Annotated in this window: 22 protein-coding genes and 1 riboswitch; of the genes, 11 read left to right on the top strand and 11 right to left on the bottom strand. The window is 73.4% G+C overall.

Annotation, left to right across the window (positions count from 1 at the left end):
• Positions 1–131 precede the first annotated feature (131 nt).
• A complete protein-coding gene (locus ACZ38L_RS13690) occupies positions 132–1,367 on the top strand; it encodes a saccharopine dehydrogenase family protein (RefSeq protein WP_465692412.1) in 1,236 nt (411 codons plus the stop codon).
• On the opposite strand, the gene ACZ38L_RS13685 is transcribed toward ACZ38L_RS13690, so the two are convergent.
• The 6 genes from ACZ38L_RS13685 to ACZ38L_RS13660 all read right to left on the bottom strand — a co-directional run bounded on the left by ACZ38L_RS13685 (position 1,339) and on the right by ACZ38L_RS13660 (position 6,787).
• On the bottom strand, positions 1,339–1,836 hold the full coding sequence (locus ACZ38L_RS13685) for a hypothetical protein (RefSeq protein WP_465692410.1): 498 nt from the start codon (positions 1,834–1,836) through the stop codon (positions 1,339–1,341). The genes ACZ38L_RS13690 and ACZ38L_RS13685 overlap by 29 nt on opposite strands.
• Before the next feature lie 110 nt (positions 1,837–1,946).
• On the bottom strand, positions 1,947–2,396 hold the full coding sequence (locus ACZ38L_RS13680) for a winged helix-turn-helix domain-containing protein (RefSeq protein WP_465692408.1): 450 nt from the start codon (positions 2,394–2,396) through the stop codon (positions 1,947–1,949).
• A gap of 46 nt (positions 2,397–2,442) precedes the next feature.
• Positions 2,443–2,712: a hypothetical protein gene (locus ACZ38L_RS13675; RefSeq protein ID WP_465692406.1), complete on the bottom strand. Its 270-nt coding sequence runs from the start codon at positions 2,710–2,712 to the stop codon at positions 2,443–2,445.
• 465 nt (positions 2,713–3,177) lie between these two features.
• Complete coding sequence (locus ACZ38L_RS13670; protein WP_465692404.1) at positions 3,178–3,594, bottom strand: hypothetical protein; 417 nt, start codon at positions 3,592–3,594, stop codon at positions 3,178–3,180.
• A gap of 270 nt (positions 3,595–3,864) precedes the next feature.
• Positions 3,865–4,041: riboswitch (M-box (ykoK) riboswitch) on the bottom strand.
• A gap of 55 nt (positions 4,042–4,096) precedes the next feature.
• Positions 4,097–4,627, bottom strand: coding sequence for a PadR family transcriptional regulator (locus ACZ38L_RS13665; RefSeq protein WP_465692402.1), 531 nt, complete (start codon positions 4,625–4,627; stop codon positions 4,097–4,099).
• 117 nt (positions 4,628–4,744) lie between these two features.
• A complete protein-coding gene (locus tag ACZ38L_RS13660; protein WP_465692400.1) occupies positions 4,745–6,787 on the bottom strand; it encodes an oxidoreductase in 2,043 nt (680 codons plus the stop codon).
• Between the two features lie 134 nt (positions 6,788–6,921).
• Between ACZ38L_RS13660 and ACZ38L_RS13655 the strand changes: the two genes are divergently transcribed.
• Positions 6,922–7,818: a LysR family transcriptional regulator gene (locus tag ACZ38L_RS13655; RefSeq protein ID WP_465692398.1), complete on the top strand. Its 897-nt coding sequence runs from the start codon at positions 6,922–6,924 to the stop codon at positions 7,816–7,818.
• 128 nt (positions 7,819–7,946) lie between these two features.
• Positions 7,947–10,490 carry a glycoside hydrolase family 2 protein gene (locus tag ACZ38L_RS13650; RefSeq protein WP_465692396.1) on the top strand — a complete coding sequence of 848 codons (2,544 nt, stop codon included), beginning with the start codon at positions 7,947–7,949 and terminating at the stop codon, positions 10,488–10,490.
• On the opposite strand, the gene ACZ38L_RS13645 is transcribed toward ACZ38L_RS13650, so the two are convergent.
• The 4 genes from ACZ38L_RS13645 to ACZ38L_RS13630 form a co-directional block, all read right to left on the bottom strand.
• Entirely contained in the window at positions 10,456–11,562 is a 1,107-nt protein-coding gene (locus ACZ38L_RS13645) for an NAD(P)-dependent oxidoreductase (RefSeq protein ID WP_465692394.1), read from the bottom strand. The two genes, ACZ38L_RS13650 and ACZ38L_RS13645, sit on opposite strands and share 35 nt — an antisense overlap.
• Positions 11,563–11,741: 179 nt before the next feature.
• Positions 11,742–12,698, bottom strand: a complete 957-nt coding sequence (locus tag ACZ38L_RS13640) for an NAD(P)-dependent alcohol dehydrogenase (protein ID WP_465692392.1) — start codon at positions 12,696–12,698, stop codon at positions 11,742–11,744.
• Positions 12,699–12,700: 2 nt separating this feature from the next.
• Entirely contained in the window at positions 12,701–13,210 is a 510-nt protein-coding gene (locus ACZ38L_RS13635; protein ID WP_465692390.1) for a DUF4232 domain-containing protein, read from the bottom strand.
• A 166-nt stretch (positions 13,211–13,376) separates the two neighbouring features.
• Complete coding sequence (locus tag ACZ38L_RS13630) at positions 13,377–14,123, bottom strand: FadR/GntR family transcriptional regulator (RefSeq protein ID WP_465692388.1); 747 nt, start codon at positions 14,121–14,123, stop codon at positions 13,377–13,379.
• 221 nt (positions 14,124–14,344) lie between these two features.
• Here ACZ38L_RS13630 and ACZ38L_RS13625 point away from each other — a divergent pair, with 221 nt between their 5' ends.
• The 6 genes from ACZ38L_RS13625 to ACZ38L_RS13600 all read left to right on the top strand — a co-directional run bounded on the left by ACZ38L_RS13625 (position 14,345) and on the right by ACZ38L_RS13600 (position 21,719).
• On the top strand, positions 14,345–15,937 hold the full coding sequence (locus ACZ38L_RS13625; protein WP_465692386.1) for an amino acid permease: 1,593 nt from the start codon (positions 14,345–14,347) through the stop codon (positions 15,935–15,937).
• Complete coding sequence (locus tag ACZ38L_RS13620; RefSeq protein ID WP_465692384.1) at positions 15,937–17,295, top strand: glutamine synthetase family protein; 1,359 nt, start codon at positions 15,937–15,939, stop codon at positions 17,293–17,295. The genes ACZ38L_RS13625 and ACZ38L_RS13620 overlap by 1 nt, the downstream gene beginning before the upstream one ends.
• Positions 17,292–18,020 carry a gamma-glutamyl-gamma-aminobutyrate hydrolase family protein gene (locus tag ACZ38L_RS13615; protein ID WP_465692382.1) on the top strand — a complete coding sequence of 243 codons (729 nt, stop codon included), beginning with the start codon at positions 17,292–17,294 and terminating at the stop codon, positions 18,018–18,020. Before ACZ38L_RS13620 ends, ACZ38L_RS13615 begins: the two co-directional genes overlap by 4 nt.
• Positions 18,017–19,408 (top strand): aldehyde dehydrogenase family protein, encoded by a 1,392-nt coding sequence (locus ACZ38L_RS13610; protein WP_465692380.1) that lies wholly within the window; start codon positions 18,017–18,019, stop codon positions 19,406–19,408. The genes ACZ38L_RS13615 and ACZ38L_RS13610 overlap by 4 nt, the downstream gene beginning before the upstream one ends.
• A gap of 3 nt (positions 19,409–19,411) precedes the next feature.
• Positions 19,412–20,179, top strand: a complete 768-nt coding sequence (locus ACZ38L_RS13605; RefSeq protein ID WP_465692378.1) for a 3-oxoacyl-ACP reductase — start codon at positions 19,412–19,414, stop codon at positions 20,177–20,179.
• A gap of 121 nt (positions 20,180–20,300) precedes the next feature.
• Positions 20,301–21,719, top strand: coding sequence for an aldehyde dehydrogenase family protein (locus ACZ38L_RS13600; protein ID WP_465692376.1), 1,419 nt, complete (start codon positions 20,301–20,303; stop codon positions 21,717–21,719).
• A gap of 11 nt (positions 21,720–21,730) precedes the next feature.
• On the opposite strand, the gene ACZ38L_RS13595 is transcribed toward ACZ38L_RS13600, so the two are convergent.
• Positions 21,731–22,486 (bottom strand): thioesterase II family protein, encoded by a 756-nt coding sequence (locus ACZ38L_RS13595; protein WP_465692374.1) that lies wholly within the window; start codon positions 22,484–22,486, stop codon positions 21,731–21,733.
• A gap of 356 nt (positions 22,487–22,842) precedes the next feature.
• Between ACZ38L_RS13595 and ACZ38L_RS13590 the strand changes: the two genes are divergently transcribed.
• Both ACZ38L_RS13590 and ACZ38L_RS13585 read left to right on the top strand, forming a co-directional pair.
• Complete coding sequence (locus ACZ38L_RS13590; RefSeq protein WP_465692372.1) at positions 22,843–24,747, top strand: AfsR/SARP family transcriptional regulator; 1,905 nt, start codon at positions 22,843–22,845, stop codon at positions 24,745–24,747.
• A gap of 24 nt (positions 24,748–24,771) precedes the next feature.
• The gene (locus ACZ38L_RS13585) at positions 24,772–25,437 is read left to right on the top strand and encodes an O-methyltransferase (RefSeq protein ID WP_465692370.1); all 666 of its coding nucleotides are present in this window, start codon (positions 24,772–24,774) and stop codon (positions 25,435–25,437) included.
• The last annotated feature ends 50 nt before the right edge of the window (positions 25,438–25,487 follow it).

The following is a 25,487-nucleotide window of genomic DNA, read 5'->3' as shown; positions in this document are numbered from 1 at the left end:
CTTCCCACGGCAGACGGTAGCGGCCGTGGGGGTGGTCTGACGATCGGATCGGGTGGCTCCGGACGTTGACACCGCGTCCGCCCGCTCTCTAGCGTGGGGCCGCCTCCGACTACCGGCCTGTAGGGACCACCATGCCTGCCGAGCGCCCGTACGACCTCGTGCTCTTCGGCGCGAGTGGCTTCACCGGCGGGCTGACCGCCGAGTACCTGGCCCGCAACGCGCCGGCCGAGTGCCGCTGGGCGCTCGCGGGCCGTGACCCGGCCAAGCTGACGGCGCTGCGCGAACGGCTGACGGCGATCGAACCGCGCTGCGCCGACCTCCCGTTGCTCCGCGCCGACGCGACGGACCGGGCCGCGCCGCGGGAGGTCGCGGCCTCGGCCCGGGTGGTGGCCTCCACCGTCGGCCCCTACCTGCGTTACGGCGAACCGCTGGTGGCCGCCTGCGCCGAGGCCGGCACCGACTACCTCGACCTGACCGGCGAGCCCGAGTTCGTGGACCGGATGTACCTGCTGCACCACCAGCGCGCGGTGGAGACCGGCGCTCGGCTGGTGCACTCCTGCGGGTTCGACTCGATCCCGCACGATCTGGGGGTGCTCTTCACCGTCGGCCTGCTGCCCGCCGACGTGCCGGTCCGGGTGCGCGGCTTCGTGCGGGCCGGTGGCACCTTCTCGGGCGGCACCTTCGCCTCCGCGCTGACCGCCGTCTCCCGCCCGCGGGCCGCCGCGCGGATCGCCCGGGCCCGACGGGCCGCCGACCCCCGGCCGGCCGGTCGGCGGATCCGCACCTCGGCGGACCGGCCGGGCTGGTCCGCCGAGGCCCGCGCCTGGGCCTGGCCGCTGCCCACCATTGATCCGCAGGTGGTCGGCCGATCGGCGGCGGCGCTGTCCGGCTACGGGCCCGACTTCGGTTACCGCCACTACGCGGCGGTCAAGCGGCTGCCGGTCGCGCTGCTCGGCACCGCGGGACTCGGGCTGTTCGTCGGTGCCGCCCAACTCCCCGCACTCCGAAGGACGTTGGAGGGCCTGCGAAAGCCGGGTGACGGCCCTGCGGCGGCGCGGCGGGCGCGGTCCTGGTTCACCGTGCGGTTCGTCGGGGAGAGCGGTGGACGGCGGGTGTTCACCGAGGTCTCCGGCGGCGACCCGGGCTACACCGAGACGGCCAAGATGCTCGCGGAGTCGGCGCTCTGCCTGGCCTTCGACGAACTGCCGCCGACCGCCGGCCAGGTGACCACCGCGGTGGCGATGGGTAGCGCGCTGATCGACCGGTTGACCGCGGCGGGGCTGCGGTTCACGGTGTTGGACGGGCCACCCAGGACTCCGCCGGGCCGGGCGCCGGGCCTCAACAGGCCTCCCGCGGTGCGGGGTTGACGGCGACCTCCAGTCCCTGGTGCTGCCGGGCGGCCGCCACCAGCACGCCACTGACCCCGGCCGGCAGGTCGAGGTGGTGCGCGAGCCAGTCGGCGTCGTGACCGTGGGTGGCGAGCACCCAGGCGGTGTGCAGGCTCTCCGGGACGGGCGTCGCCGGGTCCGGCAGGAACCGGCGGACGGCCTCCAGTGGGAACCCGTCCAGCGCCTCGGGTGCGAACGGCTCGTCGTCCGGCTCGGCCGGCGCGGGCGCCGGGATCGCTCCGGTCTGCCGGTGCCGGTGCGCGTGGACGACCAGGGCGATCGCGCCGAGGGCCAGGCCGAGTGCGGCGACCGCGAGCAGCACCCCGCCGACGGCGGGCCGCGCCGGCACCGGGGTCAGCCCGAGCGCCACGATCTCCATGGCCAGCAGGGTGAGCACGCCGAGGACGACGGTGCCTTCGCGGGACCGGGGGTGGGGGAGTGCACGCATGGCCGCCTCCTTACCTTCTCCATGGTGCCGCCGGGGCGGCCCGCCCGGGAAGGACCACCCCTGGTGTTCGACAGCTCGCGCCGGGTGACCGGAGTGCGCCGCCCGCGTGCTCAGCCGGCCGCGGTGGTCACGGCGTCCGGGTCGAACTTGTAGCCGATCTGGCGGACCGTCGTGATCACCGAGCGGTAGGCCGGCCCGAGCTTCCGGCGCAGCCGCGCGACGTGTGTGTTCACCGTGCGGGTGTCGGTCGGAACGCCCTGCCCCCAGACGCTCGACATGAGTTGGCGCCGGGTCAGGACCTGGAGCGGATGGGCCGCCAGGTGGGTGAGCAGCTCGAACTCCATGTAGGTGAGATCCAGCCGGCGGCCCTCCAGCACGGCGGTGCGCTGGCCGTCGTCGATGACCAGTGCGGCCAGCGGTTGCAGGCGGCTCGGGCCGGGCTCGGCGGGAGTGCTGACGGGGCGCGGCGCCGGGCTGGGCGCGGCCGGTCCGGTTGCGGGCAGGGCCACCGAGCAGTCGTGGTGGATCCGGGCGATCCGGGGGTAGCACAGAGGCATCATTGCTCCTTCGTCGCGTGCGGGCGGCTTTCACTCAACTGACGTGACGTCAGTTCTCGGGCCGCCAGGCGGCTTCCAGTCGCGGCGAGCCGCCCGGGCCGGGCACGGTCCGCCAGTGCGCGCGCGGCGCGCCGGCGCGCCGGACCGTCGCCCCGCTCGGCGTGGGTGCCTGGGCGGCGATGGCCTGGATGACCGGGCTGTCCAGCGGGCTGTCGGCCAGCCGCCCGATGACCCGGGCGAGCACGTCGCGCAGCGGGCGGCGCTGCGGTGCGCTGGCCGGGCGGGCGATCGGGTGGTGGAACGCGGTGAAGACGGACATGACCGGGTGACCTCCGGACGGATGGCGTGCGGGCCGAATGCGGCACGGCACGTGCGGGTGACGGGTGTGAGGGCGCGCTGCGCACGGCCCCGGCGGCCCCGACGCGGTGGCGCGTGACGGACCTCGTCAGCGCGTGTCGCGGGCGGACCGGGCCGCTCGGAGTCCGGGCCGCGGGCGGCCCGGACTATGGGTACTGGGATCCATGGGCGCTCGCCTCCTCCCGGTGTTCGCGACGGTCTGCCCGTCTCGGCCGCAGCAGGGCGTGGGCCGGCTCGAAACGGCCGGTCGCCCCGCGTGGTGTGCTCCAACTCGGCTGAGTCGGAAGGTTTTTGAGATCGATCGATCCCGCAGTTGGTGGACCAAACCCAAGCCAGCATAGTCCGGTCCGGCTCGGTGTCCGCGCCCTTGACGGAACCCTGACGTGACGTGAACGCGGGGTTGTCGCGGACGCCGGGTGGCCGGGCGTCAGGCGTCCGGAGCCGGCCGTCCGGTGCCGGACCGGGCCGCCCGCTCGACGATGGCGTGGGCCGCGGTCGACGGCAGGTCCAGGTGCTGGGCCAGCCAGGGCGCGCGGTGTCCCTGCATGGCCAGCAGGTAGGCGGTGTGCACCCGGGCGTCGTAGGCGACGTCGGGCGAGGTGGTGGCGGCGAAGTCGCGGGCGTCCAGCAGGTAGCGGCGCGGCGTGCCGTCGTGCAGGGTGAGCCGCAGCGACCCGCGCACGGCGGGTGCCGTGGGGAGAACGGGGACGACCGGGGCGGTCCGGGCGGCTGGTGCGGCGGCGGGGCGCCGGTAGCCGCGGATCGCGCGGAGCAGGCGTCCGCCGGAGTGCCGGCGGGCGGTCTCCGGGCGGCCGAGGACGTGCGGCAGGGCGACCATGGTCATGGCGGAACCTCCAAGGCGGGCAAGGCCGTTGGACGGCACGCGGAAACCCGGTGTGGCGGCCCCGGGAACGGGGCGGGCAAGCCGGGAGCGGGTCAGCGCGGGCCGGAGGCGGGCGGATACGGGCGGTCACCGAACCGGAGAAGGGCCGGTGCGCCCGGACTACTCGGACTGCTTCCACTACTCGGACCGTTGTCCATGACGCTCGCCTCCTTCCGGTCGGGGCGGTTCTCGCCTCGTACGCGGCAAGGAACGGACCAGCACGAAACTGCTGGTTCACCCCAACTCGTCAGAGCTTTGGCACTCCACGGCGTGATCCCTCCCGAAGGTGGGAAGCCACTTGGGATCAACCCTTAATTCGGGAAGATCTGTCCTGAACCTGGGCGTCTCTCGACGTCGTCGGGTCAGTGGCCTGTGTCCGTGAAGAGGCCTCACCGAACGAGGTGCCTCCTGCAAACGTTGGCAACTATAGACCCTTCGGGCGACCGGCGTCAGCCGTCGGGAGTCAGGCGTCCAGTTCGGCGAGCACCTCGGTGAGCCAGTCGATCCAGAAGGTCTCCAGCCGGATTCCGCCGCGCAGCACCAGGTGGTGCAGCCGGTTCTCCTCGGCCGACCGCTCGGCCGGGAAGTCGCGCCGCTCGATCTCCGCGTACTCGGCCAGTCGCGTTCGGTGCAGGGCGAGGTGCCGGCGCAGCTCGTCGACCAGGCCGTCCGTGCCGACCACCGCCGCCGCCCGCAGCCGGACCAGCAGGGCGTCGCGGATCGCCTTCGGCTCGGCGGGCTCGGCCACCCAGGTGGCCAGCTCGGCCCGGCCGGCCGGCAGCACCTCGTACTCCTTGCGCTGCCCCCGGGTGGGGGTGGTCTGTGGGAGCGCGCGGATCAGCCCGGCCTGTTCCAGCTTGCCCAGTTCGCGGTAGATCTGCTGGTGCGTGGCGGACCAGAAGAACCCGATGGACTTGTCGAACCGACGGGTCAACTCCAGCCCGGAGGACGGCTTTTCGAGCAGCGCGGTGAGGATCGCGTGCGGTAGCGACATGGTCGGCCAAGCCTCCGGTGCGGTGCGGGCGGCGGGCGCGCGGAGCGGACCGCCGGCCCGTCCCGCGTGCGGGTGCTTGGGGGAAGCCTAGGGCCTGCCTTGGGTGGGACGGGCCGGTCAGATGGTGGCGGCCAGCTCGGTGCCCTGGCGGATCGCCCGCTTGGCGTCGAGTTCGGCGGCCTCGTCCGCGCCGCCGATCAGGTGCGCATCGAGGCCCCGGGCGCGCAGCTCCTGGTACAGGTCGCGCCGGGGCTCCTGGCCGGTGCAGAGCACGACGGTGTCCACCGCGAGGGTGCGACGCTCGCCGTCGACGGTGAGGTGCAGGCCCTCGTCGTCCACGTGGTGGTAGGTGGCGCCGGCGATCATGGTGACCCCGCGGTGTTTGAGCTCCGTGCGGTGGATCCAGCCGGTGGTCCGGCCGAGACCGGCACCGACCTTGCCGGGCTTGCGCTGCAGCAGGTGGACGGCGCGCGGCGGGGCGGCCCGCTCGGGCCGGCGCAGGCCGCCGGGCGCGCGGTACTCGGGGTCGATGCCCCACTGGCGGTAGAAGGCCTGTGGGTCACGGTCGGCCGCGGTGGCCGGCCGGCCGGTCTGGTCGGTCTGGTCGGTGAGGAACTCCGCGACGTCGAACCCGATGCCGCCCGCGCCGATGATCGCCACCCGCTCGCCGACCGGCGCGCCGTCCCGCAGTACGTCGAGGTAGCCGAGCACGCTCGGGTGGTCGACGCCCGGCAGCTCGGGAACGCGCGGGGTGACCCCGGTGGCGAGCACGATCTCGTCGAAGTCGGCCGTGGCGAGCCGGTCGGCGGTGACCGTCGAGCCGAGCTCCAACTCGACGCCGAGGTTGTCGAGTTGGTTGCGGTAGTAGCGGATGGTCTCGTCGAACTCCTCCTTGCCGGGCACTCGGCGGGCGATGTTGAGCTGCCCGCCGATCCGCTCGGCGCTGTCGAAGAGCGTGACCCGGTGCCCGCGTTCGGCGGCCGCGGTGGCGAAGGCGAGCCCGGCCGGGCCGGCGCCCACCACGCCGATTCGCTTGCGGCGCTTGGTCGGTGCGAGCACCAACTCGGTCTCGTGGCAGGCTCGCGGGTTGACCAGGCAGGAGGTGAGCTGACCGCTGAAGGTGTGGTCCAGGCAGGCCTGGTTGCAACCGATGCAGGTGTTGATCGACTCGGGCTTCCCGCGCCGGGCCTTGGCGACGAACTCCGGGTCGGCCAGCAGCGGGCGGGCCAGCGAGACCAGGTCCGCGCAGCCGTCGGCGAGCAACTGCTCAGCCAGTTCAGGGGTGTTGATCCGGTTGCTGGTGATCAGCGGGATCCCGACCGCGCCCATCAGCTGCTTGGTCACCCAGGTGAAGGCGCCGCGCGGCACGGAGGTGGCGATGGTGGGGATCCGGGCTTCGTGCCAGCCGATCCCGGTGTTGATGACGGTGGCGCCGGCCGCCTCGATCTCCCGGGCCAGGGTAACCACTTCGGCGAGCGAGGAGCCGCCGGGCACCAGGTCCAGCATGGAGAGCCGGTAGATCAGGATGAACTCCGGGCCGAGCGCGGCGCGCACCCGGCGGACGATCTCGACCGGGAACCGGATCCGGTCGCGGTACTCGCCGCCCCAGCGGTCCTCGCGGTGGTTGGTGGCGGCGGCGATGAACTCGTTGATCAGGTAGCCCTCGGAGCCCATGATCTCGACGCCGTCGTAGCCGGCCGCGCGGGCCAGCCGGGCGGCCCGGACGAAGTCCTCGATGGTCTGTTCCACCTCCTCGTCGGCCAGCGCGCGCGGGGTGAACGGGCTGATCGGTGCCTGCAGCGGGCTCGGCGCGACCAGGTCCCGGTGGTGCGCGTAGCGGCCGAAGTGCAGCAGCTGGAGGGCGATCCGGCTGCCCTCGCGGTGCACGGCGGTGGTCACCACGCGGTGCTGCTCGGCCTCGGCCTCGGTGGTCAGCTTGGCGCCGCCGGCCCACGGGCGGCCCTGCTCGTTGGGCGAGATCCCGCCGGTCACCATCAGGCCGACGCCGCCCCGGGCGCGAGTGGCGTAGAACTCGGCCAGTCGCTCGAAGCCGCCCGGGGCCTCCTCCAGTCCGACGTGCATCGAGCCCATCACCACCCGGTTGGGCAGCGTGGCGAAGCCCAGGTCCAACGGGCTCAGCAGGTGGGGGTACGCGCTCATCCAGGGCCTCCTCACACGGACTCGTCGAGAACTTTCTAGACCAGCGCATGGGATTGTGCAACTAGGTGCATAAAGACGGACGGCGCGACTATGCGCTCGTTGGATGGATCGGCGCGCTTCTAGAATGGCTGGTTATGGAACTGCGTCAGCTGCGCTACTTCGTCACCGTCGCCGAAGAGGCGAACTTCACCCGGGCCGCGGCCCGACTGCATGTCGCCCAGCCCGGGGTGAGCGCGCAGATCCGGCTGTTGGAACGGGAGTTGGGGCAGGAGCTGCTGGACCGGTCGGGCCGCGCGGTGCGGCCCACCGAGGTCGGCGCCGCCGTCCTGCCGTACGCGCGGGCCGCGCTGGCCGCGGTGGACGCCGCGCGGCAGGTGGTCGACGAGTTCGCGGGGCTGGTGCGCGGACGGATCACGGTCGGCATGGTGACCTCGTTCGGCCCGTCCATCGACCTGGCCGGACTACTGGCCGGCTTCCACCTGGACCACCCGGCCGTGGAGATCGGCCTCACCGAGGACACCTCCGAACGCCTGCTCCAGGCGCTGGCGGTCGGCACGCTCGACCTGGCGATCGTCGCCCCGCTCGCCGCACCGCCGGCCGGCCTGGCCCACCAGGTGGTGGTCGACGAGGCGCTCGTCGTGGGTGTCGGTCCGGACGATCCGCTGGCCGGCCGGGCCGCTGTCCGGCTCGCCGAGCTGGCCAACCGGCCGCTGATGAGCCTGCCGCACGGCACCGGGCTGCGCGCCACGGTGGAGGAGGCCTGCGCGGCGGCGGGGTTCCGGCCGCGGATCGCGTTCCAGGCCGCCGATCCGAACGCGCTGGCCCGGTTGGCCTGCCGTGGTCTGGGGGTCACCGTCCTGCCCGAGCTGCTGGCCCGCTCCTACCAGCCGGAGCTGCGCGTCCTCCGGGTCGCGGGGGCGTCACTGCGCGGGCGGCTGGCCCTGGCCTGGCGGACGGACGGGCACCCGGGCCCCGCGACCCGCGCGCTGGTGGCGCACGCTCGGGCCGCCCTTCCGGAGGTGTCCGCCTGACCCCTCGCTCCGCTCACTGGCGCCCGGCATCCGGGGCCGCGCCCGCGTCCGCACCCCGGGCGGGCCCGCCCGGAGAGCGGTACGCTGCGCGCGGGGGAGCGGGCCAAATCGCTTCGAGGGAGGCAGGGTTGAAGCAGATCACTCCGCTGGACCAGGGCTGGACGCTGGGCCCGGCCGCCGCGGATCGGCTCCCCGCGCAGGCTCCGCCCGGGCTGCGGGCCGGGCAGGTGGTCCCCGCCGAGGTGCCCGGGTGCGTGCACACGGATCTCCTCGGCGCCGGTCTGATCCCCGATCCCTTCCTGGACCGCAACGAGTTCGACGTCGCCTGGGTGGGCCGGGCCGACTGGCGCTACGACACCGTGCTGCCCGCCCCTCCGGCCGGGTTCGAGCGCACCGACCTGGTCTTCGACGGCCTGGACACGGTCGCCGAGATCACCCTGCGCGGCCACCGGCTCGGCAGCACCCGCAACATGCACCGCGGCTACCGCTTCGACGTGACCGGCCTGCTCGCCGAACCCGCCCGGGAGCCGGACCCCGCCGCGCTCACCGTCCGTCTCGGCTCCGCCCACGCCGAGGCCGAAGCCGTCCGCGCCCAGCTCGGCGACCGCCCCAACGCCTACCCCGAGCCGTTCAACCACATCCGCAAGATGGCCTGCGCCTTCGGCTGGGACTGGGGGCCGACCCTGGTCACCGCCGGGATCTGGCGCCCGGCCCGGCTGGAGCACTGGAGCACGGCGCGGCTGGCCCGGGTCCGCCCGCTGGTCACCGTCGACGCCGACGGCACGGGCCGGGTCGAGCTGCACCTCGACCTGGAGCGCACCCCCTCCGGCGCCGCCCGCCCGCTGGCGGTCCGGATCCGGGTCGGCGGGACGGCCCGGGAGGAGGTGGTCCAGGAGGCCGCCGTCGCGTCCGGCGCACTCACCACCACGGTCGCCGTGACCGTCCCGCGCCCCGACCTCTGGTGGCCGCGCGGCTACGGCGAACAGCCGCTGTACGAATGCGAGATCGTCCTCTCCGACGCCGTCGACGCCACCCCGCTGGACAGCTGGCGGCGCAGGATCGGCTTCCGGGCCGTCCGGCTGGACACCTCCGCCGATCCGCACGGCACCGCCTTCACCCTGCTGCTCAACGGCGAACGGCTGTTCGCCCGCGGGGTCAACTGGATCCCCGACGACGTCTTCCCCTCCCGGGTCACCCGCGAGCGCTACCGCCACCGGCTGCGGCAGGCCGCCGAGGCGGGGGTGAACCTGGTCCGGGTCTGGGGTGGCGGCATCTACGAGAGCGAGGAGTTCTACGACGCCTGTGACGAGTTGGGTCTGTTGGTCTGGCAGGACTTCCCGTTCGCCTGCGCCGCCTACCCCGAGGAGCAGCCGCTGCGCGGCGAGGTGGCGGCCGAGGCCCGGGAGAACGTGGTCCGGCTCGCCCCGCACCCGAGCCTGGTGCTGTGGAACGGCAACAACGAGAACCTCTGGGGCTTCCGGGACTGGCAGTGGGAACCCCAACTGGCCGGAGACAGCTGGGGTGAGGGCTACTACCTCGGTCTGCTGCCGCGGATCACCGCGGAACTCGACCCGACCCGGCCGTACTGGGCGGGCAGCCCGTGGTCCGGTTCCTGGGCGCACCACCCCAACGACCCGGCGCACGGAACCCATCACTCCTGGGAGGTCTGGAACAGTCGCGACTACACCGACTACCTAGGCCAAGTGCCGCGCTTCGTCGCCGAGTTCGGCTGGCAGGCGCCGCCCGCGTACGCCACCCTCCGGCGGGCGCTGAGCGACGATCCGCCGGCCGCCGACTCGCCCGGCATGCTGCACCACCAGAAGGCCACCGACGGCAACGCCAAGCTGGCGCGCGGCCTGGAGCGGCACTTCGCGCCACCCGCCACCTTCGACGAATGGCACTACCTCACCCAGCTCAACCAGGCCCGCGCCGTCGCCGTCGGGATCGCCCACTGGCGCTCGCACTGGCCGCGCTGCGCGGGCACCGTGCTCTGGCAGCTCAACGACTGCTGGCCGGTGACCTCCTGGGCCGCCGTGGACGGTGACGGTCGCCCCAAGCCGCTTCTCCACGAGCTGCGCCGGCTCTACGCGGACCGGCTGCTCACCTTCCAACAGCGGGACGGGCTGACCGTGTTGGCCGTCGACAACCAGTCGGCCGAGCCGTGGTCGTGCGCCGCCCGGGTGCGCCGGTTGCGGGCGGACGGCAGCATGGTGGCCGAGGAGCTGCTGAGCGTCGTCGCACCCGCTCGCACGGTCGCCGTGCTGCCGCTGCCCGAGCGGCTGACCGCCTTCGCCGACCCGACCGGGGAGTTGCTCTGCGTCGACACGGAGGTGGACGGCACGGACGGTCTGCGCGACATCCGACTCGGCTGCCCGGACCGGGAGTTCGGCTACCCGCCGGGCCGCGGCGAGCTCACGCTGCTGCCCGCCACGGCCGAGGGTGAGGTCCGACTGCGCTTCACCGCCCGGACCCTGGTCCGCGATCTGCTGGTGCAGGCCGACCGGCTCGGCCCGCGGGCGGTGGTCGACCGCGGGCTGCTGACCCTGTTGCCCGGTGAGAGCGCGGTGTTCACGGTCCGCGGCCTGGATCGCGCGGAACGGGCCGCGCTCACGCCCGAGCGGCTGGCGGCGGTGCTGTTCAGCGCGAACCGGGTGCGCTCGACGGTGTGTTAGCCAGCGGTACCTCGTGGTCCGAGCCGGCCAGCAGGGCCGCGAGGTACTGCGCGCTGCGCAGGGCCGCCTCGGTCATCGCCGTCCGGGTCATGCCGGCGATGTGCGGGGTGAGCAGTGCGGCCTCGATGCCGAACAGCGGTGAGGCGAAGGCGTGGTGCTCGTCGGCGAAGGTGTCCAGCGCGGCACCCGCCAGCGGGTGGTCGCGGTCGCGCAGCGCCCGGGCCAGTGCCGCCTCGTCCACGACCCCGCCGCGCGCGGTGTTCAGCAGCAGCGCGCCGGGGCGCAGCAGGGCGAGTTCGCGCTCGCCGATCAGCCCTCGGGTCCGCGCGGTCAGCGGGGTGTGCAACGAGACCACGTCGCTGCCGGCGAGGAGTTCGGGCAGGGAGGCGGCGCGACGCACGTCGTACGCGGCGGCCTGCCGCTCGGTCAGCCGGGGGCCGTGCGCCAGCACCGGCATGCCCAGTGCGCGGGCCCGTCGGGCCAGTGCCCGGCCGATCAGCCCGAACCCCACCACGCCCAGGGTCAGTTCGGCCAGCTGCCGGGGCTGCCCGGCCGGTGCCCCGCGCCACACCCCGCGGTGCGAGTGGCTGTTGTGAACCGCCAGATTCCGGCTCAGCGTGAGCAGTTGGGCCAGCGTGAACTCGGCCACCGCGTCGGCGTTGGAGCCCGGGGTGTGGGTCACCCGGATCCCGTAGTGGCTGGCCGCCGCCAGGTCGACGTGGTTGGTGCCGGCACCGGCCTGCGCCACCACCCGCAGCGGACGGGCCAGCCCGGCGGCCGTCCCGGCCCGGAAGAGCGGTTCGCCGAGCGGTACGTTCACCCGGGTCTTCACGGCGTCGTGCCCGCCGCCGGCCACCACCGCCTCGGCCACGGCGGCCTGGTCGAAGCCGTCCACCTCGACGAAGCCGAGGCGGCCGGCGTAGCGACGGCGCGCCGCCGCGGGGTCGACCACGCGCCAGAGGTTGAGCGTCACGTCGAGGCCGAGTTCGAGCAGGCGGTCGATCTCCAACGGCAGCAGTTCGTCCGGCGCCGCGTCGATCACCAGCACCCGGTGCCGCTCGTCGTCCGCCATGGTCGTCCCCCCGTTCACTCCCGCCCGGGGCGCATCCCCGGGGCCGGTCAGGTCGATCATGCCAGCGTGTGCGGTGCGGCGGCCGGCGGGGTGCGCGGCGGGTGGGCCGTCGGCGGTGGGTGGGGCCGGCCGGTCGGCGCACGGCTTCGGCGGCCCGCGACGGGCTCGCGGGCCGGGGCTCAGCCGACCGCGACGACGATCTTCCCGCGGACCCCGCCGGCCTCCAGGGCACGGTGTGCCCGGGCGATGTCGGCGAGCGGGTACACCGTGTCGACCACCGGACGGATCGCGCCGTCCTCCACCAACTGGGCGAGATCGGCCAGGAGTTGGTGGGTGGGGTGGCCGCTGAAGAACCGTACCCGGCGCGGACCGAAGGCGGCCGACGCGAGCAGGTAGCCGAGCGAGGCGACCGGGTGCCGGTGGTCGAAGGTGATCGACACCATCCGCCCGCCCGGTGCCAGCAGCCGGCGGTAGGCGGCGAAGTCGGTGCCCACCGTGTCGAGGACGACGTCGAACGGGCCGAGGTCGCCCGCGCCGGTGGTCGCGTAGTCGAAGGTCTCGTCGGCGCCGAGGTCCCGTACCAGGTCGAGGTTGCCGGCCCCGGCGAGGGCGGTGACCCGGGCGCCGTACGCCCGTCCGAGCTGCACGGCGACGCTGCCGACACCGCCGCTCGCGCCGCGCACCAGCAGCCGTTCGCCCGCGGCGAGGCGGGCCTGGTCCCGCAGCGCGGTGATCGCCGTCGTGCCGACCCCGGGCAGCGCCGCCGCCCGGACCGGATCCAGTCCGGGCGGCGCGAAGGCCAGCTGCCGGGGCCACACGGTCACGAACTCGGCCGCGCTGCCGAAGGTCCGCGGCAGCACTCCCCAGACCCGGTCGCCGGTCCTGAGGCCGGACCGCGGGGAGCCGAGGGCGGCGACCTCGCCGGTGAAGTCCATTCCCACGCGCTTGGGGAAACCCCACCCGGCCGCGGCCGTCAGGGGGCGCAGCCTCCCGGCCCGCCCGGCGAGTTCGGCGCTGTTCACGCTGGCGGCGTGGACCCGGACCAGCACCTCGCCGGGTCCGGCGACCGGCTTCGGCGCCGTGCCCTGGTACAGCACCTCCGGAGGGCCGTAGCGGTCGTACAGCGCCGCACGCATGCTCAGCCCTGGGCGCCGGCGTGCACCGGGGAGACCGTGAACACGTTGCTGCAGGCCTCCAGGGTGTAGGGGATCAGGACCGCCTGGTAGGAGGCCGGCGGGTAGATCTGCAGGTACGTGCTGGCGGCGCTGCACGGACCACCGATCGGCCCGTTGGTGGTGTGCAGGAGCGCGCTGGCCGAGGAGCCGGGGGCGATCGTCACGGTGCTCACCGGCTCGCCGGTGCGGGTGGCCGGCGGTGCGACCTCGGCGTGGTCGACGCCGACCAACGAGGCGCCGGGGTAGCCGCGCAGCGCACAGGCGGTGGTGCTGGTGTTGGTGAACACGACGGTGACGTAGAGCTGTCCCGCGCCGGGGCTGGCGGTCCCCGCGGACACGTACAGGTCGGAGACCTGGCAGGTGCGCGGGGCGGCCGGGGCGGCCTGGGCCTGGGTCGCGGTGATGGCGGTGCCGGCGAGGGCGAACACGCCCGCCGCGCCGAGGGCGACGGTGCGCCGAAGGGAGATGGTCACGGTCTGCTACTCCTTGCCGAAGTGAGCCGGTGGAACATCGTCGTACCGATGAGGACGCGCGCTGCGGCCGTGCGGTTGCGGGGCGCCGACAGCGTGGATGGGGACGGCCGCGCCGGCACCGGTGGGCCGGGGTGGTGCGGTGGTTCGGCCGGGTGGTGGGTGGGTGTCAACCGAGGAAGCCGCGCAGCAGGGCCGCGGTGGCGGCCAGGTGCTCCTCGGTGGAGCGGCGGGCGGCGGCGACGTCGCCGGTCAGGATCGCCTCCACTATCGCGCGGTGCTGCTCCGAGGCGTGGTCGATGTTGCGTTCCAGCATCGGGATCGCGTTGAGCAGGTCGTTCAGCCGCATCCGGCACTCGGCGACCCCGGCCGCCAGCGAGTGCGAGCCGGTCAGCTCGGCGATCGCCAGGTGGAAGCGCGAGTCGAGCTGCCGGTACTGCTCCGGTGTGGCGTCTTCCAGATCGGACAACCTCCGGGCCAGGTAGGCACGCTGATCCGCTGTCAGGTCTCGTCGGGCGGCCTGCTCGGAGGCGCCGGTCTCCAGCACCATCCGGTAGGTGAGCGCGTCCTCCAGCTCCAGACCCATGTCGGCCACCACCCGGCGCAGCTCGCCGAGGTCGGGCGGTGGCAACCGGTAGGTGACGAAGGTGCCGCCGTAGCGACCGCGCCGCGACTCCACGCAGCCGGCCTGCTGGAGCGAGCGGATCGCCTCGCGCAGCGTCTCGCGGCTGATGTTGAGCCGGGCGGCCAGCTCGCGCTCGGCCGGCAGCCGGTCGCCGTAGGCGAAGACGCCGAGCTTGATGGCCTCCAGGAGCCGCTCGACCGTCTCCTCGAAGGCGTTGCCGGTCCGGACGGGGCGGAAGATCGCGCCGCCCTGCCAGTCCATCCGCAGATCGCTTTCCGCTGCCTGGTCCACCCCGGAATCGTACCCAGGTGCGGACCGTTCGCCGCGGTCCGTGGTCCGCTTGGTCACGATCGGGGCAAGGCGGCCGGGAAGCCGGGCGGGCCTTCTTGACGTGGTGGCGGCGCAGGGGGAAACATGCGCACTACGTCAAAGGTCTGCTTCTGGGCCATTGAGAAACCACAGTGTCGTGGGCGCATGTTTCGGATCCCCCACCGAACCCCCAAGGGGTGCGCATGTCTGCTGAACAGCCGGTACTCCCGCCGGACCACCCACCCGCTCCCGCCTCCGATTCACCGGTGCTCTCCTCCGACGAGCAACGGCTGCGCGAACTCGGCTACACCCAGGAACTGGCCCGCTCGATGTCGGGCTTCTCCAACTTCGCCGTCTCCTTCTCGATCGTCTCGATCCTCTCCGGCTGTCTCACCCTCTACGGCTTCGGCATGAGCACCGGCGGCCCGGCACTGATCACCTGGGGCTGGCCGGTGGTCGGCCTGATGACGCTCTGCGTCGGCCTCGCGATGGCCGAGATCTGCTCCAGCTACCCGACCGCGGGCGGCCTGTACTACTGGGCGGCCAAGCTCGCCCCCTCCCGGGGCCCGGCGTGGAGCTGGTTCACCGGTTGGTTCAACTTCCTCGGCCAGGTCGCCGTCACCGCCGGCGTCGACTACGGCGCCGCGACCTTCGCCAACGCGCTGCTGGAGATGCAGTTCGGCTTCGCCGCCACCCCCGCGCACACCGTGGAGATATTCGCGGTGCTGCTGCTGGTCCACGGGCTGCTGAACACCCGCGGCGTGCGGCTGGTGGCCGTGCTCAACAACGTCAGCGTCTGGTGGCACGTCTTCGGCGTGCTGATCATCGTCGGCGCGCTGCTCCTGGTGCCCTCCCACCACGCCTCCGCCGCCTTCGTGTTCGGCCACTTCGTCAACGACACCGGCTTCCACAGCTCGTTCTACGTCGCGTTGCTCGGCCTGCTGCTCGCCCAGTACACCCTGACCGGCTACGACGCCTCGGCCCACATGACCGAGGAGACCCAGGACGCGGCCCGCTCCGGCCCGCGCGGCATCGTCAACTCGATCCTGGTCTCGCTGGTGGCCGGCTGGGTCCTGCTGCTCGGCATCACCTTCGCGATCCAGAACTACGACGGCGCGCTGAACAGTTCGACCGGTGTGCCGCCCGCGCAGATCTTCCTGGACGCGCTCGGCACCCGCGGCGCCGAACTGCTGCTGCTGATCGTGATCGGCGCCCAGTTCTTCTGCGGGATGGCCTCGGTCACCGCCAACTCCCGGATGATCTACGCCTTTTCGCGGGACGGCGCACTGCCGGGCTCCCGGCTCTGGCACCGGATCGACCCGCGCACCCAGACCCCGACCAACGCGGTCTGGTTCGCCGCCGCCGGTGCCTTCCTGCTCGGCCTGCCCGCACTGTGGAACTCCACCGCCTACGCGGCCGTCACCTCGGTCTCGGTGATCGGCCTCTACATCGCCTACGTGATCCCGGTGTTCCTCCGGCTGCGGCAGGGCGAGGCGTTCCCGGTCGGGCCGTGGAACCTGGGCCGCTGGAGCCGCCCGATCGGCATCGCCGCGGTCGCCTGGACCGTGCTGATCACCGTCCTGTTCATGCTGCCCACGGTCAGCCCGATCACCGTCAAGAGCTTCAACTACACCAGCGTCGCGGTCGCCGTGGTGCTCGGCTTCGCCGGTCTGTGGTGGCTGCTCTCGGCCCGGCGCTGGTTCACCGGACCGCGGGTGACCGGGCCGGCCGACGAGCCGGCCGCCGCCGGGACACTCACCCAACTCCCCGCCGACGAACGTGAGGTGCAGATCTGATGGGCAACCCCCGGCTCACCCTCGACGAGCTGCGCGCCCGGGTCGCCGACGGCGGCATCGACACCGTCGTGCTCGCCATGACCGACATGCAGGGCCGGTTGCAGGGCAAGCGGCTGGCCGCCGACTACTTCCTCACCGACGTGGTGCCACACGCCGCCGAAGGCTGCGACTACCTGCTCGCCGTCGACATCGACATGAACACCGTGGAGGGCTACGAACTCTCCTCCTGGGACAGCGGCTACGGCGACCTGGTGTTCCGCCCCGACCTGGACACGCTGCGGCTGGTCCCCTGGCACCCGGCCACCGCCATGGTCCAGTGCGACCTCACCCGGCAGGACGGCAGTCCGGTCGCCGTCTCGCCCCGGCAGATCCTCCGCCGCCAGCTGGAGAGGCTCGCCGAACACGGCTGGCAGGCCTACGCCGGAACGGAGTTGGAGTTCATCGTGTTCCGGGACAGCTACGAGCAGGCCTGGGACAAGGACTACCAGCGGCTCACCCCGGTCAACCAGTACAACGTCGACTACTCGATCCTCGGCACCGGGCGGATCGAGCCGCTGCTGCGCCGGATCCGCAACGAGATGGCCGGTGCCGGGCTCACCGTCGAGTCCGCCAAGGGCGAGTGCAACCTCGGCCAGCACGAGATCGCCTTCAAGTACCGCACCGCGCTGGAGACCTGCGACGACCACACGGTCTACAAGACCGGCGCCAAGGAGATCGCCGCCCAGGAGGGGGTCAGCCTCACCTTCATGGCGAAGTACAACGAGCGCGAGGGCAACTCCTGTCACATCCACCTGAGCCTGCGCGACGCGGACGGTGACCCGGTGATGGCCGGCGACCGCGAGCACGGCTTCTCCCGGGTGATGGAGCACTTCCTCGCCGGCCAACTCGCCTGCCTGGCGGACTTCGCGCTGCTGTTGGCCCCCACGGTGAACTCCTACAAGCGCTACCAGGCCGGCAGCTTCGCGCCCACCGCGATCGCCTGGGGACGCGACAACCGCACCTGCGCGCTGCGGGTGGTCGGCCACGGCTCCTCGCTGCGCTTCGAGAACCGGGTGCCCGGCGGCGACGTCAACCCGTACCTGGCGGTCGCCGCGCTGATCGCCGCCGGACTGCACGGCATCGAGCAGGAGCTGGAGTTGGAACCGGAGTTGACCGGGAACGCCTACACCTCCGACGCTCCTCGGGTACCCGCCACACTGCGCGAGGCCGCCGCCGCCTTCGAGGCCAGCGAGGCCGCGGCCACCGCCTTCGGCAAGGACGTGGTGCGCCACTACACGCACGCCGCCCGGGTCGAACTCGCCGCCTTCGACGCGGCGGTGACCGACTGGGAGCGCCGGCGCGGATTCGAGCGGCTGTGACCGCCGGACCGCTGGTGGGGATCACCAGCTACCTGGACGAGGCCGCCTGGGGCGTCTGGCGCCAACCGGCCGCGCTGGTTCCGCAGAGCTACGTCGCCGCGGTCGAGGCGGCCGGCGGGGTGCCCGTGCTGCTGCCGCCGCAGACCACCGTCAACGGCGGGCTGCTGGACCGGCTGGACGGCCTGCTGCTCGCCGGCGGCGCCGACATCGCCCCCGACCGCTACGGCGCCAGCCCGCACCCCAGCAACGACGCGCCCCAACGGAAGCGCGACGCGTGGGAGTTCGAGCTGCTGCGGGGCGCGCTCGACCGCGACCTGCCGCTGCTCGGGGTCTGTCGCGGCATGCAGGTGCTCAACATCGCGCTCGGCGGTGACCTGGTGCAGCACCTGCCCGACCTGCTCGGCGAGGGCCGCACCCACCGCGCGGGCCGGGCCCAGTACCTCGACCAGCGGGTCTCCGTCCGGGCCGGCACCCGGCTGGCCGGCATCCTCGGCACGACGGCCGAGGTGCGCTGTTACCACCACCAGGCGATCGGCCGGCTCGGCACCGGCCTGCGCCCCGCCGCCCGCGCCGGCGACGGCACCGTGGAGGCCGTCGAACTCCCCGACGCCCGCTTCGTCCTCGGCGTGCAGTGGCACCCCGAGGCCGATTCCGCCGATCCCAGGCTCTTCGAAGCCTTCGTCACCGCCGCCCGAGCGGCGGCAGTCAAGGAGCCAGTCCAGTGACCGACCAGCTGGTTGATGCCGGGCCCGAACTCTTCGACGTGGTCAACCCGGCCACCGAGGAGGTGCTGCAGACCGTGCCGCTGGCCGGCCCGGCCGAGACCGACGCCGCGATCGCCCGCGCCAAGGCCGCCTTCGAGCAGTGGCGGCGGGTCACCCCCGCCGACCGGGCCCGCCTGCTGCGCGCCTTCGCCGCCGAGATCGACGCCGACCGCGAGCACCTGGCCGGCCTCGAGGTCGCCAACGCCGGCCACACCATCGGCAACGCCCGCTGGGAGGCGGGCAACGCCCGGGACGTCGTCGAGTACTACGCGGCCGCCCCCGAGCGGCTGTTCGGCCGGCAGATCCCGGTGGCCGGCGGCCTGGACGTCACCTTCCAGGAACCACTCGGCGTGGTCGGCGTGATCGTGCCGTGGAACTTCCCGCTGCCGGTGGCGGCCTGGGGCCTGGCCCCGGCGCTCGCGGCCGGTAACACGGTGATCGTCAAGCCCGCCGAGTACACCCCGCTCACCGCGTTGCGCCTGGCCGAGCTCGCGCTGCGCGCCGGCCTGCCCGAGGGCGTGCTGCAGGTGCTGCCCGGGCGCGGCCCGGTGGTCGGCCGGCGCCTGGTCACCCACCCCGACGTGCGTAAGGTGGTCTTCACCGGCTCGACCCGGGTCGGCAAGGAGATCGCGGCGGGCTGCGCCGAGCAGGTCAAGCCGGTCACCCTGGAACTCGGCGGCAAGAGCGCCAACATCGTCTTCGCCGACGCCGACCTGGCCAGGGCGGCGGCCACCGCGCCGTACGCGGTCTTCGACAACGCCGGGCAGGACTGCTGCGCCCGCTCCCGGATCCTGGTCCAGGAGTCGGTCTACGACGAGTTCATGGCGCTGCTGGAACCGGCCGTGCTCGGTGTGCGGGTCGGTGACCCGTGGGACGAGAGGACCGAGATGGGCCCGCTGATCTCGGCCGCGCACCGCGAGCGGGTGGCCGGGTTCCTGACCGACGACCTGTCAGTAGCCGTGCAGGGGACGGCTCCTGGCGGGAAGGGCTTCTGGTTCCCGCCGACCGTGCTGGCGCCGGTCGACCAGGGCGCCCGGGTCTTCACCGAGGAGGTCTTCGGCCCGGTGGTGACCGTGGTGCCGTTCAGCGACGAGCAGGACGCGCTGCGGATCGCCAACCACACCGAGTACGGCCTCTCCGGCTCGATCTGGACCCGCGACGTGGGCCGGGCGTTGCGGGTGGCGCGCGGTGTCGAGGCCGGCAACCTGTCCGTCAACTCGCACTCCTCGGTGCGCTACTCGACCCCGTTCGGCGGGTTCAAGCAGTCCGGCCTGGGCCGCGAACTCGGCCCGGACGCGCTGGCCGCCTTCACCGAAACCAAGAACGTCTTCATCTCCACGGAGGATTGAGCAATGACCAACCGTCTCGACGGCCGGGTGGCCGTCATCACCGGCGCGGGTAGCGGCATCGGACTGGCCACCGCGCGGCGCTTCGCGTCCGAGGGCGCCAAGGTGGTCTGCGTCGACCTCGACGAGCGGTCCGGCAAGGCGGCCGCGAACGAGGTCGGCGGCCTCTTCGTGCAGGCCGACGTCACCGACAAGGGCCAGGTCGAGGCCATGTACGAGACCGCGGTGGCCGAGTACGGCAGCCTCGACATCGCCTTCAACAACGCCGGCATCTCGCCGCCCGAGGACGACTCCATCCTGACCACCGAGCTGGAGGCGTGGAAGCGGGTGCAGGACGTCAACCTCACCAGCGTCTACCTCTGCTGCAAGTACGCGATCCCGCACATGCGGCGGCAGGGCAAGGGCTCGATCATCAACACCGCCTCGTTCGTCGCGGTGATGGGCGCGGCCACCTCGCAGATCTCCTACAGCGCCTCCAAGGGCGGCGTGCTGGCGATGTCGCGTGAGCTGGGCGTGCAGTTCGCCCGGGACGGCATCCGGGTGAACGCGCTCTGCCCGGGGCCCGTCAACACCCCGCTGCTGCAGGAGCTGTTCGCCAAGGACCCGGAGCGGGCGGCCCGCCGGCTGGTGCACATCCCGCTCGGCCGGTTCGCCGAGCCGTCCGAGATCGCCGCCGCGGTGGCGTTCCTGGCCAGCGACGACTCCTCGTTCATGACCGCCAACACCTTCCTGGTGGACGGCGGGATCTCCGGGGCGTACGTCACCCCGCAGTAGCGGGTCGGTGTTGCGGGGCCGGCGCCCGCCGGAGTTGACTAGCGGCGGTAGTCGACCCCGGCGGGCCGGCCCCGACGACGGTGTCCGGGCGGCCGCCGCACCGCGAGGAGAGGACCAGCTCGTGCAGCAGCATGCGGACCAGTACATCGACGGCGCCTGGCGTCCCTCGCTCGGCGACGACGTGCTGGAGGTGGTCAACCCGGCCACCGAGGAGGTGATCGCCACCGTCCCCGCCGGTACGGCCGAGGACGTCGACGCCGCCGTCCGGGCCGCCCGAGCCTCCGCCCGCGCCTGGGGCGCCACCACCCGCGAGCAGCGGCTCGTCCTGCTGACCCGGCTCTGCGAGGAGCTGGAGGCCGCGCGGACCGAGATCGCCGGGACCATCAGCGCCGAGCTGGGCAGCCCGATCTCCTTCGCCACCACCGTGCAGGCCGGGCTGCCGATCACCGTCGCCCGCTCCTACCTGCCGATCCTGGCCGAGTACCCGTTCGTCGAGCAGGTCGGAAACTCCACCGTGCTCGCCGAGCCGGCGGGCGTGGTCGGTGCGATCACGCCGTGGAACTACCCGTTGCACCAGGTCGTGGCCAAAGTCGTCCCGGCCCTGGCGGCCGGCTGCCCGGTGGTGCTGAAGCCGGCCGAGGACACCCCGCTGACCGCCCGGCTCTTCGCCCGGGCGGTGCACACGGCCGGCTTCCCGGCGGGGGTGTTCAACCTGGTCACCGGCGTCGGCGAGGTCGCCGGCGCGGCGCTCGCCGAGCACCCGGAGGTCGATCTGGTCTCCTTCACCGGCTCCACCGCGGTCGGCCGGGCGATCGCGGAGACCGCCGGGCGCGGCATCAAGCGGGTCGCCCTGGAACTCGGCGGCAAGTCCGCCAACGTGGTGCTGCCCGGCGCGGACCTGGCCCGCGCGGTCAACGTCAACCTGGCCAACGTGATGGCCAACGCCGGCCAGACCTGCTCCGCCTGGACCCGGCTGCTGGTCCACCGGGACGACTACCAGGAGGCCGTGCGACTGGCCGTCAAGGCCGCCGACAAGTACGTGCCCGGTGACCCGGCCGACCCGGAGACCCGGCTCGGCCCGGTGGTCAGCGCCAAGCAGCGCGAGCGGGTGCGCGGCTACCTGCGCTCGGCGGTCGAGCAGGGCGCCCGGATCGTCGTGGGCGGCCCGGAGGCGCCGGACGGGCGGCCGCTCGGCTACTACGTGCGGCCGACCGTGCTGGCCGACGTCACCCCGGAGATGACGGTCGCCCAGGAGGAGATCTTCGGCCCGGTGCTGTCGATCCTCGCCTACCACGACGAGGAGCACGCCCTGGAGATCGCCAACGGGACGGTCTACGGCCTGGCCGGCGGGGTCTGGGCGGCCGACCGGGAGACCGGCGTCGCCTTCGCCCGCCGGATGGACACCGGCCAGGTCGACATCAACGGCGGCCGCTACAACCCGCTGGCCCCGTTCGGCGGCTACAAGGCCTCGGGCGTGGGCCGCGAACTCGGGCGGCACGGCCTGGCGGAGTACCTGCAGCCGAAGTCGTTGCAGTTCTGATCCGCCGCGGCTCAGGGACTCGGTGTGGTGAGGCGGTGGCGGAGCAGGGCGATCACGTCGGGGGCGTGGTCGGTGAGGTAGAAGTGGCCACCGGGGAAGAGCCTGAGGTCGAAGCCGGCGGTGGTGTGGGCCTGCCAGTCGCGGGTCTCCTCGATGGTCGCGCGGGGGTCGTGGTCGCCGAGTAGGGCGGTGATCGGGCAGGACAGCACGGCGCCGGGGTTGCCGCGGTAGTCGGTCACCGCGCGGTAGTCGTTGCGGACGGCGGGGAGGATCATCTCCAGCAGCTCGTCGTCCGCCAGCATCTCGGCGCCGGTGCCGTTCAACGACCTTATGTCGGCGATGAGTTCGGCGTCGGTGGGGTCGACCGGGAGCCGTGCTGGGGCGGTCGGCGCGGTGCGGCCGCTGACGAACAGCCGGGTGGGCGGGCGTCCGTCGCGTTCCAGGCGCAGCGCGACCTCGAACGCGACCAGGGCGCCCATGCTGTGGCCGAAGAGGTCCAACGGCGTGTCGCGCCAAGGGGCGAGAGCCGACACGACGCGGTCGGCCAGCTGCCCGATGTCGTCGATGCCGGGTTCCAGGCGCCGGTCCTGGCGGCCCGGGTACTGTACGGCGATCACCTCGACCCGTGGGCTCAACGCGGTGGCCACCGGCCGGAAGTACACCGCGGACCCGCCGGCGTGCGGGAAGCAGACCAGGCGACGGGTGGCGCCGGGGGAGGGCGCGAAGCGGCGGCACCAGAGGCTGTCGTGGGCGACGGAGATCGTCATGGCGGAAAAGGTCCCTTCGGGTCGGGGAGGGTGCGGCCCCGGCTGGCGACCGGCTGGCTCAACGGTCTTGCGGGGCAAGGGGTGTAGTCGTTACGGGCAGGAGAGGGACTTGTCAGCTTTGGCTACTGTCCGGGTGTCACAAACCCACTTCTGACGGTTCGTGAAAAATGGCTCGTTTTGACGACCTGTCTCCGGCCATATCGGGAAACGGTTGTTATGCGGAAGGAGTCACCCCTACATTCATATCTGTTACCGCCGTCGACACCGACGCGCGACCCGGGGGGATCGTGGTCGTCGCTGTCTCTGGCCGGCGCCGTCTCCCGCGCCACGAATCGAGGCCGCACGTGCAATTCAGGATGCTCGGTCCACTCTCCGTCCAGGTCAACGAGCGGGAGCGTGTGGTGTCCGCCCCGCGTCAACGGGTGGTCCTCGCGCTCCTGTTGGTCAACGCCACCCGGGTGGTCTCGATCGACCGGATCGCGGCGGCGGTCTGGGACGGTGGCTCGCCGCCGAGCGCCGCCGCCACGGTCCGTACCTACGTGATGAGGCTCCGGCAGGTGCTCGGCGCGGAGGCCGGCGGCCGGATCCGGACCCAAGCACCTGGCTACCTCATCGAGTTGGCGGAAGACGAGACCGACCTCGGCCGGTTCATCGCGCACCGCAGCCGGGCCGGCGCCCACGTCCGGGCGGGCGAGCTGGAACGGGCCTCGGCGGAGTACGCCGCCGCCCTGGCGCTGTGGCGCGGTGACCCGCTGGTGGACATCCCGTCCCGGACCCTGCGTGACGTGGAGGGCCGCTACCTGCACGAACTGCGGTTGCGGACGCTGGAGTCGCGGCTGGACGCCGACCTCGCGCTGGGCCGGCACGCCGAGATCCTGCCCGAGCTCTGGCGGGAGGTCCGGGAGAGCCCGCTGCGCGAGGCGCTGGTGAGCCGGTTGATGCTCGCGCTGTTCCGGGCCGGGCGGCAGTCCGAGGCGCTGGCGCAGTTCCAGTCGACCAGAGCCGCGCTGATCGAGCAGCTGGGAACCGAACCGGGCAGCGAGCTGCGCGAGATGCAGCGGCGGATCCTGGCCGCCGACGACCTCCCGCTGGCCGCCGGCCCGAGTGCCGTGGTGGAGGGCCGGCCGTCGGCCCGCACCGAGCGGCGTTGGCATCGCCCGGCCCAACTCCCGGCCGGCATACCGGTGTTGGTCGGCCGGGCGGCCGAGGAGGCCGAGCTGACCGAGCGGCTCACCGCCGAGGTGCTGCCGGGTGGGGCCGCCGCGGCCACGGTGATCACGGGTGCCGGCGGCATCGGCAAGAGCGCGCTGGCGCTGCACGTCGCGCACGCCGTGCGGGAGCGCTTCGGCTACGGGCAGCTCTACGCCGACCTGGGTGGGCGGGACCGCCCGGTCGAGCCGGTCGAGGTGCTCGGCCGGTTCCTGGTGGACCTCGGCGTGCCCGAGGGCGAGGTGCCGCCGACCCAGGAGCAGGCCGCCCTGCTCTACCGCTCGCTCACCGCCGACCGCCGGGTCCTGGTGGTGCTGGACGACGCCCGCAACGCGGCGCAGGTCCGCCCGCTGGTCCCCGGTTGCCGGGCCAGCCGGCTGATCGTGACCAGCCGGGACCGGCTGGCCGACCTGGACGGCGCGCACACCGTGACGCTCGCCGCGCTGGACGAGGCCGCCGCGCTGGACCTGCTCGGCTCGATCGTCGGCTGTCAGCGGGTGGCGGCGGAACCGGGCGCGGCCCGGGCGGTGGTCCGGCGCTGCTCCGGCCTGCCGCTGGCGGTGCGCATCGTCGGGGCCCGGCACCTGGGACGCCCGCACTGGAACCTGGAGCGGCTGGCCCGGCGGCTGGCCGGCTCGCCGCGGCTGCTGGACGAGCTGCGGATCGGCGACCTGGGGGTGCGCGGCAGCCTGGAGGTCGGCTACCGCGGCCTGCGGGAGGCCGCGCACCTGGCGGCGGGTCTGCCCGACCCGGCGGCGGCGCTGCGGCTGCTCGGCGTGGTGGGCGCGGAGGACGTCGACGCCGGTCTGGTGGCGGTGCTGCTGGACTGCGCGGTGGAGGAGGCCGAGGCCGTGCTGGAGGTGCTCGCCGACGCGCACCTGCTGCACGCCCGGGGGAACGGGCGCTACCACCTCGACCACCTGTCCCGGGCCTACGCGCGGGAGCGGGCCGAGGTGGAGGACCCGCCGGAGCAGCGGGAGCGGGTACTGCGTGCGCTGGTGGAGCGGGCCGAGGGCGCGCCGGCGTCCAGCGCCGTCCCAGAGTTGGCATGAATACGACGATAGGTGAGGAGTCCCATGGCCCAGCAGGTGGTAGCCACCGAGGAACTGCTCGACTACATCCGGGAGGTCTCGCTCCGGGACGAACCGCTGCTCGCCGAGCTGCGCCGGGAGACCGCCGAGCTGCCGGCCGGCGAGGCGATGCAGGTGATGGCGGAGGAGGGACAGCTGCTGGCCCTGCTGGTCCGGCTCACCGGCGCCCGGTCGATCCTGGAGATCGGCACCTTCACCGGCTACAGCACTCTCTGCATGGCCCAATCCCTGCCTCCTGGCGGTGAGTTGGTGACCTGTGACATCACCGACCGGTGGCCCGCCATCGGCGCCGGCTACTGGGAACGGGCCGGGGTGGCGGACCGGATCGAGCTGCGGATCGGGGATGCCGTGGAGACTCTCGGTAAGCTGGCCGCCGAACGCGGACCGGACTCCTTCGACTTCGTCTTCATCGACGCCGACAAGGCCAACTACCGTCGCTACTACGAGGATTCGCTGACCCTGCTGCGGCCGGGCGGGCTGCTCGTGGTGGACAACACGCTGTTCTTCGGACGGGTGGCCGATCCGGACCGGCAGGACCCCGACACGGTGGGCGTCCGGGAGTTGAACGCCGCGCTGCACGCCGACGAGCGGGTGGAGATCTCGCTGCTGGCGATGGCCGACGGGATCACCCTGGTCCGCAAGCGGCCGTAGCGATCGGGCGGGCGGCGGGCGGCAACCCAACCGGGTTGCCGCCCGGGGCC

The sequence above is a fragment of the Kitasatospora sp. NPDC024654 genome (genome assembly GCF_055559155.1).
Note: the sequence above shows the minus strand (reverse complement) of the source record. Positions and strands in the feature narration are given on the sequence as shown.

Bases quoted from the DNA above. Each gene is read 5' to 3' on its own strand.
- ACZ38L_RS13690 (WP_465692412.1), top strand. From the start codon at position 132: ATGCCTGCCGAGCGCCCGTACGACCTCGTGCTCTTCGGCGCGAGTGGC.
- ACZ38L_RS13685 (WP_465692410.1), bottom strand. From the start codon at position 1,836: ATGCGTGCACTCCCCCACCCCCGGTCCCGCGAAGGCACCGTCGTCCTC.
- ACZ38L_RS13680 (WP_465692408.1), bottom strand. From the start codon at position 2,396: ATGATGCCTCTGTGCTACCCCCGGATCGCCCGGATCCACCACGACTGC.
- ACZ38L_RS13675 (WP_465692406.1), bottom strand. From the start codon at position 2,712: ATGTCCGTCTTCACCGCGTTCCACCACCCGATCGCCCGCCCGGCCAGC.
- ACZ38L_RS13670 (WP_465692404.1), bottom strand. From the start codon at position 3,594: ATGACCATGGTCGCCCTGCCGCACGTCCTCGGCCGCCCGGAGACCGCC.
- ACZ38L_RS13665 (WP_465692402.1), bottom strand. From the start codon at position 4,627: ATGTCGCTACCGCACGCGATCCTCACCGCGCTGCTCGAAAAGCCGTCC.
- ACZ38L_RS13660 (WP_465692400.1), bottom strand. From the start codon at position 6,787: ATGAGCGCGTACCCCCACCTGCTGAGCCCGTTGGACCTGGGCTTCGCC.
- ACZ38L_RS13655 (WP_465692398.1), top strand. From the start codon at position 6,922: ATGGAACTGCGTCAGCTGCGCTACTTCGTCACCGTCGCCGAAGAGGCG.
- ACZ38L_RS13645 (WP_465692394.1), bottom strand. From the start codon at position 11,562: ATGGCGGACGACGAGCGGCACCGGGTGCTGGTGATCGACGCGGCGCCG.
- ACZ38L_RS13640 (WP_465692392.1), bottom strand. From the start codon at position 12,698: ATGCGTGCGGCGCTGTACGACCGCTACGGCCCTCCGGAGGTGCTGTAC.
- ACZ38L_RS13625 (WP_465692386.1), top strand. From the start codon at position 14,345: ATGTCTGCTGAACAGCCGGTACTCCCGCCGGACCACCCACCCGCTCCC.
- ACZ38L_RS13620 (WP_465692384.1), top strand. From the start codon at position 15,937: ATGGGCAACCCCCGGCTCACCCTCGACGAGCTGCGCGCCCGGGTCGCC.
- ACZ38L_RS13605 (WP_465692378.1), top strand. From the start codon at position 19,412: ATGACCAACCGTCTCGACGGCCGGGTGGCCGTCATCACCGGCGCGGGT.
- ACZ38L_RS13595 (WP_465692374.1), bottom strand. From the start codon at position 22,486: ATGACGATCTCCGTCGCCCACGACAGCCTCTGGTGCCGCCGCTTCGCG.
- ACZ38L_RS13590 (WP_465692372.1), top strand. From the start codon at position 22,843: ATGCTCGGTCCACTCTCCGTCCAGGTCAACGAGCGGGAGCGTGTGGTG.
- ACZ38L_RS13585 (WP_465692370.1), top strand. From the start codon at position 24,772: ATGGCCCAGCAGGTGGTAGCCACCGAGGAACTGCTCGACTACATCCGG.